The organism is Paracoccus sp. S4493 (assembly GCF_000967735.1).
In the GTDB taxonomy this organism is placed as follows: domain Bacteria; phylum Pseudomonadota; class Alphaproteobacteria; order Rhodobacterales; family Rhodobacteraceae; genus Paracoccus; species Paracoccus marcusii.
The window spans coordinates 56,842-72,862 of the sequence record NZ_JXYF01000028.1 but is presented as its reverse complement, the minus strand read 5'-3'; the positions used below and the strand labels follow the sequence as shown (position 1 = coordinate 72,862).

13 protein-coding genes are annotated in these 16,021 nt (G+C 68.0%); 6 read left to right on the top strand and 7 right to left on the bottom strand.

Translation table 11 applies throughout. From position 1 onward, the window contains the following. Positions 1–5: 5 nt before the first annotated feature. From TW83_RS05950 to TW83_RS05940, 3 genes are all read left to right on the top strand, one after another. Positions 6–1,079: an L-idonate 5-dehydrogenase gene (locus TW83_RS05950; protein WP_045981852.1), complete on the top strand. Its 1,074-nt coding sequence runs from the start codon at positions 6–8 to the stop codon at positions 1,077–1,079. After that, positions 1,076–2,293: a mannonate dehydratase gene (uxuA, locus tag TW83_RS05945; protein ID WP_045981851.1), complete on the top strand. Its 1,218-nt coding sequence runs from the start codon at positions 1,076–1,078 to the stop codon at positions 2,291–2,293. The genes TW83_RS05950 and uxuA overlap by 4 nt, the downstream gene beginning before the upstream one ends. Positions 2,294–2,362: 69 nt before the next feature. Then, positions 2,363–3,436 (top strand): Fic family protein, encoded by a 1,074-nt coding sequence (locus TW83_RS05940; protein ID WP_045981850.1) that lies wholly within the window; start codon positions 2,363–2,365, stop codon positions 3,434–3,436. Here the strand turns inward: TW83_RS05940 and TW83_RS05935 are convergent. Then, entirely contained in the window at positions 3,433–4,599 is a 1,167-nt protein-coding gene (locus TW83_RS05935) for a replication initiation protein (RefSeq protein ID WP_084697292.1), read from the bottom strand. The genes TW83_RS05940 and TW83_RS05935 overlap by 4 nt on opposite strands. A 518-nt stretch (positions 4,600–5,117) precedes the next feature. On the opposite strand from TW83_RS05935, the gene TW83_RS05930 reads away from it, so the two are divergent. Beyond that, a complete protein-coding gene (locus TW83_RS05930; RefSeq protein ID WP_045981848.1) occupies positions 5,118–6,524 on the top strand; it encodes an AAA family ATPase in 1,407 nt (468 codons plus the stop codon). Further along, on the top strand, positions 6,502–7,611 hold the full coding sequence (locus TW83_RS05925) for a ParB N-terminal domain-containing protein (RefSeq protein WP_045981847.1): 1,110 nt from the start codon (positions 6,502–6,504) through the stop codon (positions 7,609–7,611). Before TW83_RS05930 ends, TW83_RS05925 begins: the two co-directional genes overlap by 23 nt. 334 nt (positions 7,612–7,945) lie before the next feature. Here TW83_RS05925 and TW83_RS05920 read toward each other — a convergent pair whose 3' ends face one another. The 6 genes from TW83_RS05920 to TW83_RS05895 form a co-directional block, all read right to left on the bottom strand. Further along, positions 7,946–9,361 carry a M20 family metallopeptidase gene (locus TW83_RS05920; RefSeq protein WP_045981846.1) on the bottom strand — a complete coding sequence of 472 codons (1,416 nt, stop codon included), beginning with the start codon at positions 9,359–9,361 and terminating at the stop codon, positions 7,946–7,948. Positions 9,362–9,377: 16 nt separating this feature from the next. Further along, positions 9,378–10,379 (bottom strand): oligopeptide/dipeptide ABC transporter ATP-binding protein, encoded by a 1,002-nt coding sequence (locus TW83_RS05915; RefSeq protein ID WP_052714662.1) that lies wholly within the window; start codon positions 10,377–10,379, stop codon positions 9,378–9,380. After that, on the bottom strand, positions 10,376–11,356 hold the full coding sequence (locus TW83_RS05910; protein WP_045981845.1) for an ABC transporter ATP-binding protein: 981 nt from the start codon (positions 11,354–11,356) through the stop codon (positions 10,376–10,378). The genes TW83_RS05915 and TW83_RS05910 overlap by 4 nt, the downstream gene beginning before the upstream one ends. After that, complete coding sequence (locus TW83_RS05905) at positions 11,353–12,267, bottom strand: ABC transporter permease (protein ID WP_084697290.1); 915 nt, start codon at positions 12,265–12,267, stop codon at positions 11,353–11,355. The genes TW83_RS05910 and TW83_RS05905 overlap by 4 nt, the downstream gene beginning before the upstream one ends. After that, a complete protein-coding gene (locus TW83_RS05900) occupies positions 12,264–13,241 on the bottom strand; it encodes an ABC transporter permease (protein WP_045981844.1) in 978 nt (325 codons plus the stop codon). The genes TW83_RS05905 and TW83_RS05900 overlap by 4 nt, the downstream gene beginning before the upstream one ends. 64 nt (positions 13,242–13,305) lie before the next feature. Next, the gene (locus TW83_RS05895; protein ID WP_045981843.1) at positions 13,306–14,910 is read right to left on the bottom strand and encodes an ABC transporter substrate-binding protein; all 1,605 of its coding nucleotides are present in this window, start codon (positions 14,908–14,910) and stop codon (positions 13,306–13,308) included. A gap of 144 nt (positions 14,911–15,054) precedes the next feature. Here TW83_RS05895 and TW83_RS05890 point away from each other — a divergent pair, with 144 nt between their 5' ends. Continuing rightward, entirely contained in the window at positions 15,055–16,011 is a 957-nt protein-coding gene (locus tag TW83_RS05890) for a LysR substrate-binding domain-containing protein (protein WP_045981842.1), read from the top strand. Positions 16,012–16,021 lie beyond the last annotated feature (10 nt).

Sequence of the window (16,021 nt, the reverse complement as noted above, 5' to 3'; positions counted from 1 at the left end):
TCACCATGACCCAGACCCGATGCGTCCGCCTGAACGGCCAGGACGACCTGACCATCGCCGCCACCGATCTGCCCGCCCCCGACCGGGGGCAGGTCCGCGTCGCCGTCCTGGCGGGCGGCATCTGCGGATCGGACCTGCATTACTGGCAGGAGGGCGGCATCGGCACGATCCGCGTGCGCGAACCGATCATCCTGGGCCACGAGGCTGCCGGCCGGATCAGGGCCGTGGGCCCCGACGTCACCCACCTGCGGGTGGGCCAGCTGGTCGCGATGAACCCCTCGCATCCCTGCGGGACCTGCGATTTCTGCCAGGCCGGGCTGCCGCATCACTGCATGGCGATGCGGTTCAAGGGCTCGGCGATGTATCTGCCCCACGAACAGGGGATGTTCCGCGACGGCATCACCATCGGCGCCGCGCAGTGCCACCCCCTGCCCGACACCGTCACCCCCGGCGCCGCCGCCTGCGCCGAACCGCTGGCCGTGTGCCTGCACGCCGCCAACCGCGCCGAGGCGATCGCCGGACCGCTGGCGGGCAAGACCGTCCTGGTCACGGGCGCGGGGCCGATCGGCGCGCTCTGCGTGGCGGTGGCCCGCCTGCGCGGGGCCGCGACGATCATCGTGACCGACATCCAGGACGCCACCCTGGCCGTCGCGCGCCGGATGGGCGCCGACCATGCGGTGAACCCCGTGGCCGACCCCGATGGCCTGGCGGAATGGCAGCAGGACAAGGGCCGGGTCGATCTGGTCTTCGAATGTTCGGCGGCGGCATCGGCCATCCGCGACGCGGTGGCCTGCCTGCGCCCGCTTGGCGCGCTGGTCCAGGTCGGCGTCGCGGGGCCCACGCCCCTGCCCCTGAACCTGATGGTCGGCAAGGAGATCCTGTTCGCGGGCTCTCATCGGTTCGACACCGAATTCTCCGATGCGGTGGGGCTGATCGGCACCGGCGCCATCGATCCCCGCCCGATCATCACCGCCACCTTTCCGATGAGCGACGCCGAAACGGCGTTCCGGACCGCCGCCGACCGCGCCCGGTCGGTCAAGGTGCAACTTTCCTTTGCTGAAGAAGAGACCCAATCATGAGACAGACCTGGCGCTGGTTCGGACCCAAGGACCTGGTGTCCGTCGACGACATGCTGCAGGCGGGCGTCCAGGGCGTCGTGACCGCCCTGCACCACGTCCCCACCGGACAGGTCTGGCAGCCCGACCAGATCGCGGACCGCCAGGCCCAGCTGGCCGTGATGCGGGACGGCGCGCCCTCGGGCCTGGCATGGGAGGTCGTCGAGAGCCTGCCCGTATCCGAGGACATCAAGCGCCAGACCGGCGACTGGCGCGCCCATATCGAGGCGTGGAAGACCTCGATGCGCAACCTGCACGCGGCGGGCCTGCGGGTCATCTGCTACAACTTCATGCCGATCCTGGACTGGACGCGGACCGACCTGGTCTATCGGCTGCCCAACGGCGCGACCTGCATGCGCTATGACGCGATCGATTTCGCGGCCTTCGACCTGTTCATCCTGCAGCGCCGCGGCGCGGCCGACGACTATGCCCCGCAGATCGCCGAAACTGCCCGCGCGCGGCTGGCCACCATGTCGGACGACCGGCGCGAACAGCTGACCGGCAACGTGGTCTTCGGCCTGCCGGGCGCCGCCGAACGCATGACCCTGGACGACGTCAAGGACCACCTGGCGCGCTATGACGACATCAGCCCCGACCGCCTGCGCGCCCATCTGGTCGATTTCCTGGCCGAGGTGACGCCCCTGGCGCAGGAGCTGGGCATGCGCCTGTGCTGCCACCCCGACGATCCGCCGTTCCCGCTGCTGGGCCTGCCCCGCATCATGTCGACCGAGGCCGATTATCGCGCCGTCATGGATGCGGTGGACCTGTCCGCCAACGGCATCACGCTGTGCACCGGATCGCTCGGCGCGCGCGCCGACAACGACCTGCCGGGCATGATGGCGCGCTTGGGCGACCGGGTGCATTTCCTGCATCTGCGCAACGTCGCGCTGGAGGAGACCCATCTGGGCGGGTCCTTCCACGAGGCCGCGCATCTGGAGGGCAACACCGACATGGTCGCGATGATCGCCGCCATCCTGGCGGAGGAGAGCCGCCGCCGTTCACAGGGCCGCGACGACTGGCAGATCCCCTTCCGCCCCGATCACGGCCAGGACATCCTGGACGACCAGTCCCGCAAGGCGCAGCCCGGCTATCCTGCCATAGGCCGCCTCAAGGGCCTGGCCGAACTGCGCGGAATCGAGACGGCGCTGTCCCATCCGCTGGTGACGCAGCGCGGCTGAGGTGATTGGACGGGTTATTCGCATCATGAAACGCCTTGTCATGATGCGAATAATCGCCATAATCCCCTCATGCAGATCTGGGAAAGCCCTGCCTGGCCCAATTTCCGCCACGACCCGTCCCTGACCGAAGGGCGGCTGGCGGCGTTTTCCGCACGCCTCGGCGCCATCACCGGCCTGCACCACGCCCTGACCCCCGACGAACGGCGCGAGGCCTTCCTGCGCGCGGTCACGACCGAGGCGGTGTCCTCCTTTGCGATCGAGGGGGCCAGCCTGCCCGCGGCCCAGGTCCAGGCCTCGGTCGTGGCCTCGATGGCGCATCGGGGTGCCGAACCCGTGCGGCGCAGCGACGCCATCGCCGACCTGATGCTGCAGGCCCGCGCCGGGGGGCCGCCCTTGGACACGCCCACCCTGTGGCACTGGCACCGCCTGCTGTTCCACGGGCTGGAGGTGGAGGACAAGGGCCGCTGGCGTCGCTTTGCCATGGTCATCACCCGCAGCGCGACCGCCGGCCGGGACGAGGTCCTCTATGCCGCGCCCCCTGCCGACCGCGTCCCCGCGATGATGGACGATTTTCTGACGGCCCTGCAGACCGACGACCGCCCCGCGCCGATCCGCGCGGCGCTGGCGCATCTGTGGTTCGAATCCATCCACCCCTTCTCGGACGGCAACGGGCGGCTTGGCCGGGCGCTGGTCGAACATGTCTTCGCCCGCGACGGGGCCGCCCTGCCCTTCTCGCTGTCGCGCCAGATCGAGGCCGACAAGCGCGGCTATTACGCGGCGCTGCAGGCCGGGCGGCAGGTGGTGGGCGCGGCGATCGACGCCACGCCCTTCGTGCTGTGGTTCCTGGACCGGCTGATCGCGGGGGTCGACGATGCGGTCACGGACGCCCGCTTCCTTGTGGCGCGCAACGCCTTCTTCCTGCGCCACCGCCCCCCGCCGCGCGCCGAACGCGTGCTGCGCCGCCTGTTCGCCGAAGGCCCGGCCCGTGTGGCCCAGGGCATCTCTGCCGCCCCCTACGGGCGCATCGCGGGCGTCTCCGCCGCGACCGCGACGCGCGATCTGACCGACCTGGAGGCCGCCGGAATCCTGCGCCGCGGCCCCGAAGGCGGCCGGTCGACCCGCTATCTTCTGGTGATGGCCTAGCCGAACAGGCCCGGCGACATGTCCTCCCAGAACGCCCCGATCCGAGCGGCGTTCAGGGGCGACATCCAGCCGTGGCGCTCGAAATCGGCGCGCGCGGCGCGGTCGGTCAGCTGGCTCAGGAACAGCCGCCGGTCGGCGTCGCGCTGCGTGGGGGTGCGCTGGCGGATCACCTCCAGGATGCGGCGCAGGCGTTCGGCCTGCGGGTTGGGCGGTTCGACCGTCACCGGATCGGGCGTGCCGAAATCACCGTCCAGCGCGGCGCTGAGATAGCCAACCTTGCTGACCACGTTCCGCCGCGCCTCGACGTAATCCAGCTTGGCCGCCACGACCTCCTCGCCATGCGCCGACAGCCATTGCCGCGCCAGCCGGTCGCTGACCCCAAGCGCGCGCAGCCGGCCATAGACGGCGCCATGCCGCGCCCCCTCGCCGTCGTCCATGTCCAGGATCGCCAGCTGCGGGTTCTCGGTGATCAGGAACCGGATATGGGTGACCGCCCTGCCCTGCTTCTTGGTCTCGGGCGTCAGGATGATGTTCGAGGTCTTGTTCACCTCGGTCACGGCGGGTTTGATGATCTTGGCGTTCAACTGCTTGAACACCTCGTAATAGGCCGACCCCTCGACCCCCATCAGCCGCCGGAACAGGTCCAAGGGCCACCACCCCGTCGAGCCGGTCCGCACAAAGCGATAGCAGTTCTCGTACAGCGCCAGCGCATGCCCGGAGGTGAACCGCCGCTGCATGTTGAGGTTGATCAGCGCAAAGACCTTGGGGTCGTGCAGCTTCTCGGCCAGGGCCGGAGAATAGGCGTATTCGCAGATCCCGCCCTTCAGCTTGGCATAGCTCAGCAGGCTGGACACGCCCCATTCCTGACGCCCCTTGTCGTCCAGCATGTCCCATTCCGCAACGGTCTCGACCAGCCCGCGCAGCGACTGCTTCAGCGTGTCCATGTCGTTGCTGTTGTACCCGATCATCAGGCACAGGGTCCGCGCGTCGATCTGATGGCTGGGCCGCGACATCAGCGTGTCATAGGCGTTCAGCAGCAGCACGTTGGACAGCTTGCGCTGCAGCAGCGTCAGCTTGCCCGACACGTGGATCGCCGCCACATGCTTCTTGACCGCACCGCGCCTGAGCGCGCCGGACAGCTGGTCGCGGGGGATGTCGTCCATGAGGTCTGCCATTGTCCTGCCTGTGCCCATGCTGCCGCAAAAGGCACCCTGCGGCAACAGCCTTTCAGGCACCCTTGCCGCGACTGTCGCGATCCCGAAGACGGGCACCTTGCATCGCAGGCGTCGCACTAAGGCACCCGTTTCCGGGACGGGCACCCCTGGCAAACCGTGCCCCGTGGGCTTTCTTTGCCCCAAACAGGCCCCTCCCGTTCCTCGGCACCCCTCAACCCGAGAATCGGCGCCCCTCCCCCTGTTCCCGGGCACCCGTCATCCCGGATAAGGGTCCCCTTCGTCCCGCATATGGGTCCTGAGCTGACTTTAGCTCATTGAAAGTACTATATTTCCTTATCGCAAAGACTCTAAAGTCTCTAAACAAGATACAAGCTTTAAGGGGCTGCTTTTTCTGATTTGAGTAGGGTTTCGCGGCGAAACCGGGCAATTTTGTTCCCAACCGAGGGATGATGTGCGATAGAAAGTGCAGTACGCCTCGGAACACGATACATCGCAGCAGGAACGAGATGTCAGGCAAAGAGCCGCTTCCCCCCTATTTCAGCATAGACCCCGCACGTGCCGCCAAGCGCCTGTCAGAGCCGATCGGCACCGCCCGATTCGCCAAGGCCGCGGCGTTCGCCGCCCGGGGACGACAGGACCTGGCAGAGCGCGGATATGCCCCCGACGGACGCAAGCGCCTGCGCCGCTTTTCCACCTGGGAGATCTGCCGCTATCTGATCCCCGTCGCGACCGCCCATTTCCGCCGCGTGCTGCGCAAGAACCCCGACCTGCCCCAGGGCGTCGGTGAGGGCAACTCCAAGTGGTTCACCCTGGACGACGTCCTGCGTCTGCGCGACCACTTTGCCCAGGAGGGGGCCGCCGACCGCGAATACCGCCCCTGGCGCCCCGAGGGCCTGCCGGCCAAGGTGCTGGCGGTGGCGAACTTCAAGGGCGGCGTGGGCAAGACCTCGACCGCGGCGCATCTGGCCATGTCGGCGGCGCTGGACGGCTACAAGGTGCTGGTGATCGACCTGGACAGTCAGGGCAGCATGACCTCGATCATGGGTGGGCAGGTGACGGATGAATGGTCCACGGCCTTCCCCTTGCTGGCCAAGGACTATGCCCTGGCCCTGCAGGACGAGAACCGCGTCCGCGAGGCCCGCGGCCAGCCCCCCCTGCCCTTTGACGAGACCCTGACCGAGGCGCTGAAGATCGGCGCCCGCGACCTGATCCAGAAGACCCACTGGCCTAATATCGATCTTCTGGGCGCGCAGCTGAACCTGTACTGGGCCGAATTCCAGGTGCCGGTCTGGCGGATGGGCCTGCGCGGCTGGCCGCTGTGGGACGCGCTGTCGAACGGGCTGACCCATGACGGGGTCGTGGACGACTATGACATCATCATCATCGACACGCCCCCTGCCCTTGGCTACCTGACGATCAACGCGCTGGCGGCCGCCGACATCCTGCTGGTGCCCTTGGGCGCGACCTTCCTGGAGTTCGATTCGACGGGCCGGTTCTTCGACATGCTCTATTCGACCTTCGCCAGCGTCGAGGATGGAGAGAACACCGCCCGCCGCCGCGACGGACTGCCCGAGATGCGGTTCGAATGGGACGCGGTCCGCGCCATCATCACCCGTTTCGAGGCCGGTCAGCAGACCGACCTGGCCAACGTGATCCAGGCCTATTTCGGCGACTTCATGACGACCTATCGCCAGGAGCTGACCGCCATGGTGGGCCAGGCCGGGGAACAGGTGAATGGCATCTACGAGGCCGACTACCGAGAGTTCAACCGCGACACCTATGTCCGCGGCCGCGAGACGTTCGACCGCACCTGGGCCGAGGTGAAGGAGCTGATCCTAGGGGCCTGGTGGCGCGATCTTCAGATGGAAAAGCAGGAACAGGAGCAGACCGATGGTCAAGCGCAGACGTCTTGAAGCCCCCAGCACCGATGACCTGACCCGCATCGAGGCGGAGTTTCGCAGCGAAACCTTTGACCGCGTCGCCTCGGTCCGGGGCATCGCGCCGATCGCCCAGGTCGCGGCCGACAGCGCGTCCCAATTCCAGCCCGACGGGGCGGACAGTCGTGCAGCGCGTGCCCGTGCCGAGGCCGACGCCGCGCGTCTGCATGCGGCGCAGGACAGCGGCCTGCTGATGGTCGACCTGCCTTTGGAGCAGATCGACGAGGACGCGATGATCCGCGACCGCATGACCATGGGCGAGGCCGAGATGCTGGAGTTGCGCCAGTCGATCGCCTCGCACGGGCTGCGGCTGCCGATCGAGGTCTTTGCGCTGGAGCAGGAGGGCAGGGCGGGCCAGCGCTATGGCCTGCTGTCGGGCTATCGCCGGCTGCTGGCCACGCGGGGGCTGCGCGACCTCACGCAGGCGGACAAATACGCGACTATCCGGGCGATCGTCCGGCCCCGCGCCGATGCAGGCAACGCGTTTGTCCAGATGATCGAGGAGAACGAGGTCCGCGAAAACCTGAGCCATTTCGAGCGGGGGCGTATCGCGGTCATTGCAGCGAACCATGGAGCCTTTGCTAATACGGAAGATGCCGTCGACAAGCTGTTCGGCAGCGGATCGAAGGCAAAACGGTCAAAGATTCGATCTTTTTCCCTTATATTTGAAGAACTTGGCGACATGCTGCAGTTCCCCGAGCAGTTGACCGAGCGTCGCGGGCTGCAGCTGGCGACCGCGCTGCGGCAAGGCGCCGAGAGCCAGGTTCGCCAAGCCCTGTCCCATGCGGCCCCCGAGGATGCAGATGCGGAATGGGCGGTGATTGAACCGGTGATCCGGCAGCAGGATCAGGGGGTCCGCGACCCGGGACGGGGAGGGCGCCCCAAGCGCCCTGCGACGGCCCATGGCTGGCTGGACGACAAGACCCTGCGGACATCCAGCGGGGTGACGATCCGGCGGTCCAGCGACAGCAGGGGGCACCTGTTGCGCCTGGAGGGGGCTGCCCTGACAACCGAACTGGTGGACAGCCTGATGCTGGAGATACGGGCGCTGCTGGAGCGCTGACGGTTTCGTGGCGAAACCGGCCGGCCGGAAATTTGGGCTATGGCGGTAGGGCAGGGGGGTACGGCTGCGGGGCAGTGGGCACTTACGGGCAAGACTTCAGGTCGCCGCGGGGTTGTGTCCCTAGGGCGTTGTAAAGGCCCTGAATTATCGGTGACGGAGCCCATTTCGACGGCACGGTGTCGTGACGCAGAGCGAACAGTGTCGCTAGCCGCGTTCACCGGCCACGGTGCTTCAACCCTTCATCACACATGTCTTCACCCCGCTGGTCGGGAACCGGTGGGGCGAAGACTATGACGAGTCGTTGCCGCCGCCGGTTCTGAGGCGGCGGTTGGCGTCAGAGGCCCTCGACCGGGGGGCGGGTCTCGGGCGGGATGGGGCAGCGATAGGGGTGCTGGGTCAGGTGGTCGGCATGGGCGGCCTTGGCCGCCTGGACCAGCGCCGGGTCGGTAAGCGCCGCATGGGCGGTGGCGGCCATGACCTTGGCGGCGTGCAGCATGCCCTTGTGCGCGGCGGGGGCCTTGCCCTGGGCGGTCTGCTGCCAGCTGTGGAGCGCGGTGCCCACCGCACAGGTGGCGACGCGGGCCTGGACGGTGGGCACCGCCCAGCTGACATCGCCCACGTCGGTCGAACCCATGCCGCCCATGAAGGGCCGGTCCAACGGGGCGATGAAGTTGCACAGCGGCAGGTCGTAGTCGGGCTTCATCGCCAGCCGCTTGAACGTGTCGGCGATGTCCTCGCGCGACAGGCTTTCGCGGATGGCGGTGGCGAAGGCCGTGTCGTCCGCGTCGAAGGGGACGGGGCCCAGGGCCTCGAACTGGGCCTGCATGGCGCGGGACAGGGGCAGGTTCTCGGTCAGGTTGGACACAGCCGAGAACACGCGCGAGGTCACGGTAGTGCCCGACATCAGCGCCGCCCCGTCGGCGATCTTGCGCACGCGGTCGACCAGCGACGACAGGCCTGCAAGGTCCGGGCTGCGGATCAGCTGGCGCACGGTCGCCTTGGCCTGGACGACGTTGGGCGCGATGCCGCCGGCGTCCAGATAGGCGTAATGGACCCGCGCCGCGTCGGGCATGTGTTCGCGCATGTAGTTGATGCCGATGTTCATCAGCTCGACCGCGTCCAAGGCGGACCGGCCCAGCTCCGGCGCGCCCGCCGCGTGGGCGGCCTTGCCGTGGAAGGTGAAGTCGATGCGCGTGTTGGCCAGGGACCGCATGTCGTCGACGGCGTTGAAGCTGGCCGGATGCCAGGTGATGGCGATGTCGACGTCGTCGAACAGGCCGTCGCGGACCATGTAGGTCTTGGCGGCGCCGCCTTCCTCGGCCGGGCAGCCATAGTAGCGGACGCGGCCGGGCACGCCGTTGGCCTCCAGCCAGTCCTTGACGGCGGTGGCCGCCGACAGCGCGGCCGAGCCCAGCAGGTTGTGGCCGCAGCCATGGCCGAAGCCGTGATCGGCGATCTGGCGCGGCTCGGCCAGGCCGGGTTCCTGGGACAGGCCGGGCAGGGCGTCGTATTCGCCCAGGATGGCGATGACCGGGCCGCCCGTGCCCGCCTCTCCCATGACGGCGGTCGGGATGCCGGCCAGGTTTTCGGTCACACGGAAGCCCTGATCGCGCAGCATCCGGGTGTGGGCGGCGCAGGATTTGACCTCGCCATAGGCCAGTTCGGGCGTGTCGAACACGGCATCGGCTAGGCCGGTGAACTGGGCGGCGCGGGCATCGACCAGCGGCCAGAGGGGGTTGTCGTTTCGCATGGGGTCTTTCCTTCGGTCAGGCTTGGTCGTTCAGGTGGCAGGCCGACAGGCGGCCGGGGGCAACCTCGCGCAGCGCGGGCACCTCAAGGCGGCAGCGGTCATGGGCATGGGGGCAGCGGGGGTGGAAATGGCACCCCGGCGGCGGGTTCAGGGGCGAGGGGATCTCTCCCTTGATGGCATGATAGGTCTTCTTGCCGGTCTCGAAGGTCGGGATCTCGCTGACAAGGGCTTGGGTATAGGGGTGGTTCGGACGCGCGATCAGGTCTTGGGCCTCGCCCAGCTCGACCAGGCGGCCCAGATACATGACCGCGATCCGGTCCGAGATATGTTCGACCACGCCCAAGTCATGGCTGACGAACAGGTAGGTCAGGTCGAAATCCTGCCGCAACTGAACGAAAAGGTTCAGAACCTGGGCTTGGATCGACACGTCCAGCGCCGCCACGGATTCGTCGCAGACCAGGAAATCGGGGTGCACCGCCAGCGCGCGGGCAATGCCCACCCGCGCCCGCTGTCCGCCCGAGAACTGGTGCGGATAGCGCTTGCCCATGCTGGGGTCCAGGCCCACCTGTTCCAGCATCCGCTCGACATAGGCGGGGATGTCGCGGCGGGGCACGATGCCGTGGACGCGGGGCGCCTCTCCGACGATATCGCGGACCTGCAGGCGGGGGTTCAGGGACGACATGGGGTCCTGGAACACCATCTGGATCTTGAGCGCGGCGTCGCGCGCGGCGGCGCCCTTGAGGGTCGCCACGTCCTGGCCGTTATAGAGGATGCGCCCCTGGCTGGGGCGGGCCAGCCCCGCCACCATGCGGCCAAGCGTGGACTTGCCGCAGCCGGATTCGCCGACCAGGCCCAGCACCTCGCCGCGGCGGACCGACAGGTCGATGCCGTCGACGGCGTGGACGGTGACCGGGGCGATGCGGGCGCCCAGGGACCGGGCGGTGCGTTCGGCGATGTCCAGGTCCTTGGTGAACCGCTTGGACACGCCGTCGATCTGCAGGATGGGCTGTGGTGTCACGGGGTGGCCTCTGCGTCGGCATGGGGGTGGTGGCAGCGCACCTGGCGGCCGGGGCCGGCGGCGGTCAGGGCGGGTTCGACCTGGCAGGCGGCATCGGCGCGCGGACAGCGGGGGGCGAACTTGCACCCCTTTGGCAGGTTCAGAAGCGACGGCGTCATGCCCTTGATCTGGGTCAGCATCGCGCCGTGGCGCTTGCCGTGGGGGACGCTGTCGATCAGGCCGCGCGTATAGGGGTGACGGGGGTTGGCGATGATCGCGGCGGTGGGCCCTTCCTCGATGATGCGGCCCGCGTACATGACCGCCAGGCGGTCGGCCAGGCCCGACACGACGGCCAGGTCATGGGTGATCCAGATCAAGGCGGTGCCCGATTGGGCGCAGAGCTTTTGGACCTCGGACAGGATCTGGGCCTGGATGGTCACGTCCAGCGCGGTGGTGGGTTCGTCCGCGATGATCAGGTCGGGCTTGTGCAAGAGCGCGATGGCGATCGCCACGCGCTGGCGCATGCCGCCCGAGAACTGGTGCGGATAGCTTTTCAGCCGTTCGTCCGGGGAGGAGATGCCGACCTGGACCAGCGCCTCGCGGCAGCGGCGCAGGGCCTCGGCCCGCGAGACGGTTTCATGGGCGCGGACGGTCTCGATCATCTGGGTGTCGATGCGCAGGACCGGGTTCAGCGTCATCATCGGGTCCTGGAAGATCATCGCGATGCGCTTGCCGCGCAGGGGGCGCATGGCCTTTTCCCCGCCCGCGATCAGGTCGGTGCCGTCGAAGACGACCTGGCCCCCGGCCACCCGGCCGGGCGGGTCGACCAGCCCCAGGATCGAGAAGCCGGTGACCGACTTGCCGGACCCGGATTCGCCGACCAGGCCCAGGATCTGGCCACGCTCCAGCGTGAAGCTGACCCCGTCCACGGCGCGGGCGGTGCCGTCGCGGGTCATGAAATGCGTCTGCAGTTCGCGGACGTCCAGCAGGGCGGTCATGTCTGCAACCTCGGGTTCAGGACATCGCGCAGGCGGTCGCCCACGACGTTGATGGCGATGATGGTGACGACCAGGGCGATGCCGGGAAAGACGCTGACCCAGTAGCGGCCCGACAGCAGGTAATCGTAGCCGTTGGCGATCAGCAGCCCCAGGGAGGGTTCGGTGATGGGCACGCCTACGCCAAGGAAGGACAGCGTCGCCTCCAGCGCGATGGCCTGGGCGATCTGCACGGTGGCGACCACGATCAGGGGCGGCACGCAGTTGGGCAGCAGGTGGCGGAACATGATCCGGCGGTCCGACAGGGCCAGGCAGCGGGCGGCGTCGATGTAATCCTTGCGGGTTTCCACCATGGCCGAGCTGCGCACCGTGCGCGCGTAATAGGCCCATTGCACGATGACCAGCGCCAGGATCACCTTGTCCACCCCGCGTCCCAGCAGCGCCAGCAGGATCAGCGCGATCAGGATGGCGGGAAAGGACAACTGCAGGTCGACGATGCGCATCACCAGGCTGTCGAAGCGCCCGCCGAAATAGGCGGCGGCGACGCCGACGATGGTGCCGATGGTGATGGCCAGGGTCAGCGACACCACCGCGACCATCAAACTGATGCGCAGCCCGTACATGATGCCCGACAGCATGTCGCGGCCCTGCTGGTCGGTCCCCAGCCAGAAGGTCTGGCCGGTGGCCATGCTGACCTCTCCGGGGGGCAGGCCGCCGTCCATGATGCTCAGCTGCATCAGGTCATAGGGGTTCTGGGGCGCGATCCAGGGGGCCGCGATGGCGATCAGCGCGATCACCACGAACAGGACCAGGCCCAGGACCGCGATGCGGTCCTCGACGAACTGCTTGGCGATGCGCTTGGCGGGGCTGTCGATGCGGACCGGGGCGGGGGAGGGGGGTGCGATGTCGGTCATCCCTTCATCTCCGACAGGCGGATGCGGGGGTCCAGGGCGGAATAGATCACGTCGACCAGCAGGTTGATGCCCACGATGATCAGCACCGTCAGCATCAGGTAGGCCACGATCACCGGGCGATCCAGCAGGTTGATGCTGTCGATGAGCAGCTTGCCCATGCCGGGCCAGGCGAAGACGGTTTCGGTCACGATGGCAAAGGCTACCATCGAGCCCAGTTCCAGCCCGATGATGGTCACCACCGGGATCATGATGTTCTTGAGCACATGGACCAGCACCACGCGGCGCGGCGAAAGGCCCTTGGCGCGGGCGAACTTGACGTAATCCTGCATGCAGACCTCGCGCGTGTTGGCGCGGGCCAGGCGGATGATCAGCGACATCTTGAACAGCGCCAGGTTGATGGCGGGCAGGATCAGGTGCGACAGCCCGTCCCAGGTCAGGAAGCTGACCTGCATGCCCAGGAATTCGGTGGTCTCGCCGCGCCCGCCCGCGGGCAGCCAGCCCAGCAGCACGGCAAAGACCAGGATCAGCAGCATCCCCTGCCAGAAGTTGGGCAGCGAGAAGCCCAGGATGGACCCGCCCATGATCGTGCGCCCCGCGATGCCGTGGGGCCGCAGCCCGGCCCAGACCCCAAGCGGGATGCCGATGCCCACCGACAGGGCCAGCGCGACCAGCGCCAGTTCCAGCGTGGCGGGCAGGCGGTCCAGGATGATCTCCAGCGCGGGGCGGCCATAGACGAAGGAGGTGCCCAGATCGCCGTGGAGGGCGTTCCAGACGAAGATGCCGAACTGTTCGTACAGCGGCCGGTCCAGGCCCAACCGTTCGACGGTGGCGGCGATCTGGGCCTGGCTCGCCTCGGGGCTGACCAGCACATCGACGGGATTGCCGATGAAGAAGACGCCGAGGAAGACCAGCACGGCCATGGCCATGACGGCCAGCAGGCTTTGGCCCACGCGGCGGACAAGATAGACGATCATGACGGGGTCCCTGTGATGGGGCTGGGGTCCGGCACCCCGCGACGCGAGGTGCCAGAGGGGCGCATCATTCGGCGGCGGGCTTGACCTCGGCGGCCAGGGTGTACTGGTCGACGCGGGGTTCGTAGGTCAGGTCCGGCTTCATCGCCCAGACCGTCTGTTCGTAGTGCAGCGGGATGATCCCGGTATCGTCCAGCACCAGGGTCTGGGCGTCCTGCAGCATCTGGTCGCGCGCGGCGTCGTCGATGGTGGCCATCGCCGTCGTCAGCAGCGCGTCCATCTCGGGGTTGGAATAGCGGCCGGCATTGGTCGGCCCCATGCCCGCCGCCTCGTCATAGGTGGCCACCAGCGATTTTAGCGGGGACGACATGTCGCCCGAGGACGCGCCCCAGCCCGCCAGGTAGATCGGGAATTCCAGCGCGTTCCGGCGCGAGAAGAACTGGCTGGCGGTGCTGGCGTCCACGCTGACGCGGATGCCGATCTGGGCCATCATCTGTGCCACGGCCTGCGCCACCTGTTCGTCGTTGATGTAGCGGTCGTTCGGCGTCCCGAGCGTCAGCGAGAACCCGTCGGGATAGCCCGCCTCGGCCAGCAGGGCGCGGGCTGCGTCGGGGTCATAGGCCTCGACCGGGCGGTCCGAGGTGCCGAACATCGGCGGCGGCAGCAGTTCGCCCGCGGCCTGGGCATAGCCGCCCATGATCCGTTCGGTGATGGCCTGGCGGTTGATCGACATCGAGATGGCCTTGCGCACCCGCGCGTCCATCAGCGGGTTTTCCCCGTCGGTGCCGCCGATGCCGGGGGCGTCGGGCTGCTGCAGCATGTGCAGATAGATCACGCGGTTGGACAGCGCGTCGACGATGGTGAAACCGCCCTGTTCGATGCGCGGGATGTCCTGGATGGGGGGCGATTCGATCATGTCCACGTCGCCCGCCAGCAGGGCCGCCACGCGGGGGCCGTCGCTGGTGATCGGGCGCATGGTGACGCTTTCCCATTGCGGGGTGCCGCCCCAGTAGTCGTCGAAGCGCGTCACCACGACCTCGGACCCGCGGGTATAGCGGTCCAGCACATAGGGGCCGGTGCCCACCGCGACCGCGGGGTCGTTGAAGGCCGGGGCCTGGGGCACGTCGCCCATGCCCTCGCAGGTGCCGTCGGGGCCGTAGGTCACCTGGTCGTCGGCGCCAAGCGCATCGGCGGACAGGATCGCAAGGCTCCACAGGTCGACCGGCAGCAGGGGATTGGTGGCCTTGGTGGTGATGGTCAGCGTGTGGTCGTCCTCGGCCGCCATGTCGGCGATGCCGCCCGTGAAGATGGTGTAGGCCGAGGGCGAGTTCTGGACCAGCGGCACCCGGCAGAAGGAATAGATCACGTCGCGCGCGGTGAAGTCGCCGCCGTCGTGGAATTTCACGCCCTGGCGAAGCTTGAACCGCCAGGTGGTGTCGTCCACCGCCTCCCAGCTTTCGGCAAGGCCGGGGGTGACCATCTGCAGCGCGTCCTGGGTGGTCAGTGCCTCGAAGATGTTCTTGGAGACCTGGATGTTGGTGGACAGCTGGTGGAACAGCGGGTCCATCGAGGTGGCCTCGGACTTGAGGCCGATGGTCAGGGTCTGGGCGGCGGCGGGGGCCAGGCCCGCCAGAACGATGCCCGCGGCCAGGGGCAAGCCGAATGCTTTCATCGCGATATCCTCTCTGCTGGTGATGCGCGGATCGGTCACCCCGAAGTTGTTCCCCGGTGGTGCAATCCCGCTTGGCGATCAGGGTATGATGCGATAATCAGATGTCAATCGCGAATATCGATGCGTTTTTCTCATAGGGTGGCGATGGAACCGGATGACACTGCCGCCGACCGGGATCGCCGGTCGGGAATATCCCTGCGCGAACTGGAGGTTCTGCAGGCGCTGGTGGCCAATGGCACCGCGATCAGCGCGGCGCGTCGGCTGGACATCTCTCAGTCGGCGGTCAGCCGCAGGCTGGCGCAGCTGGAGGAGCGGCTTGGCTTCAAGCTGTTCCTGCGCACCAACGGCCGCCTGGTTCCCACGATCGAGGCCCTGTCGCTGAGCGAGCAGCTGGCGCCGGTGCTGGAAACGCTGGCCCGGCTGGTCCATCGCGCCGACCGGCCACAGGGCGCACACGAGGGGACGCTGTCCATCGTGGCCCCGCCGACCATCGCGCACCGGTTCCTGCCAAGCCGGATTGCGGCCTTCAACCGGGCCAATCCGGGCTGCCAGATCACCTTCGACGTGCTGGCCAGCGACAGCCTGCTGACCGGCATCGCCGAGGGTCGGTTCGATGTCGGGATGAGTGACAGCACCGTTGCCCATGAAGGCATCACATCCGAGCTGTTGCTGGAAACGCAGGCAATCTGTGTCCTGCCGCGCGACCACCACCTGGCCGCGTTCGAGGTGATCCGCCCCGAGGACCTGCATGACGAGCCGTTCATCGCCCTGTCGCGCCGCCATTCCAGCCGCGCCGCCATCGACCGCCTGTTCGACCGCGCGGGCCTGGCCCTGCGGATCGAGCTGGAGGCGTCGACCAACGTATCCGTCATCCAGTTCGTGCGCGAGGGTCTGGGCGTGTCGCTGTTGAACCCGTTCCCGCTGGTCCACCAGATGGCCGATCAGGTGGCGATGCGCCCCTTCCTGCCCGCGATCCGCTACAGCACGCATTTCCTGCTGCCGGCCAGCCGGGCACCCTCCGCGGTGACGCGGGCGTTCATGCAGGACGTCACCGACAGCCTGGACCGCGCCGCCTATCCGACCCCCACCGCCCTGCGATAAAGGAATCCCG

Coding starts and splice junctions, on each gene's coding strand:
- TW83_RS05950 (WP_045981852.1), top strand. CDS start 6: ATGACCCAGACCCGATGCGTCCGCCTGAACGGCCAGGACGACCTGACC.
- uxuA (WP_045981851.1), top strand. CDS start 1,076: ATGAGACAGACCTGGCGCTGGTTCGGACCCAAGGACCTGGTGTCCGTC.
- TW83_RS05940 (WP_045981850.1), top strand. CDS start 2,363: ATGCAGATCTGGGAAAGCCCTGCCTGGCCCAATTTCCGCCACGACCCG.
- TW83_RS05935 (WP_084697292.1), bottom strand. CDS start 4,599: ATGGACGACATCCCCCGCGACCAGCTGTCCGGCGCGCTCAGGCGCGGT.
- TW83_RS05930 (WP_045981848.1), top strand. CDS start 5,118: ATGTCAGGCAAAGAGCCGCTTCCCCCCTATTTCAGCATAGACCCCGCA.
- TW83_RS05925 (WP_045981847.1), top strand. CDS start 6,502: ATGGTCAAGCGCAGACGTCTTGAAGCCCCCAGCACCGATGACCTGACC.
- TW83_RS05920 (WP_045981846.1), bottom strand. CDS start 9,361: ATGCGAAACGACAACCCCCTCTGGCCGCTGGTCGATGCCCGCGCCGCC.
- TW83_RS05910 (WP_045981845.1), bottom strand. CDS start 11,356: ATGACCGCCCTGCTGGACGTCCGCGAACTGCAGACGCATTTCATGACC.
- TW83_RS05905 (WP_084697290.1), bottom strand. CDS start 12,267: ATGACCGACATCGCACCCCCCTCCCCCGCCCCGGTCCGCATCGACAGC.
- TW83_RS05900 (WP_045981844.1), bottom strand. CDS start 13,241: ATGATCGTCTATCTTGTCCGCCGCGTGGGCCAAAGCCTGCTGGCCGTC.
- TW83_RS05895 (WP_045981843.1), bottom strand. CDS start 14,910: ATGAAAGCATTCGGCTTGCCCCTGGCCGCGGGCATCGTTCTGGCGGGC.
- TW83_RS05890 (WP_045981842.1), top strand. CDS start 15,055: ATGGAACCGGATGACACTGCCGCCGACCGGGATCGCCGGTCGGGAATA.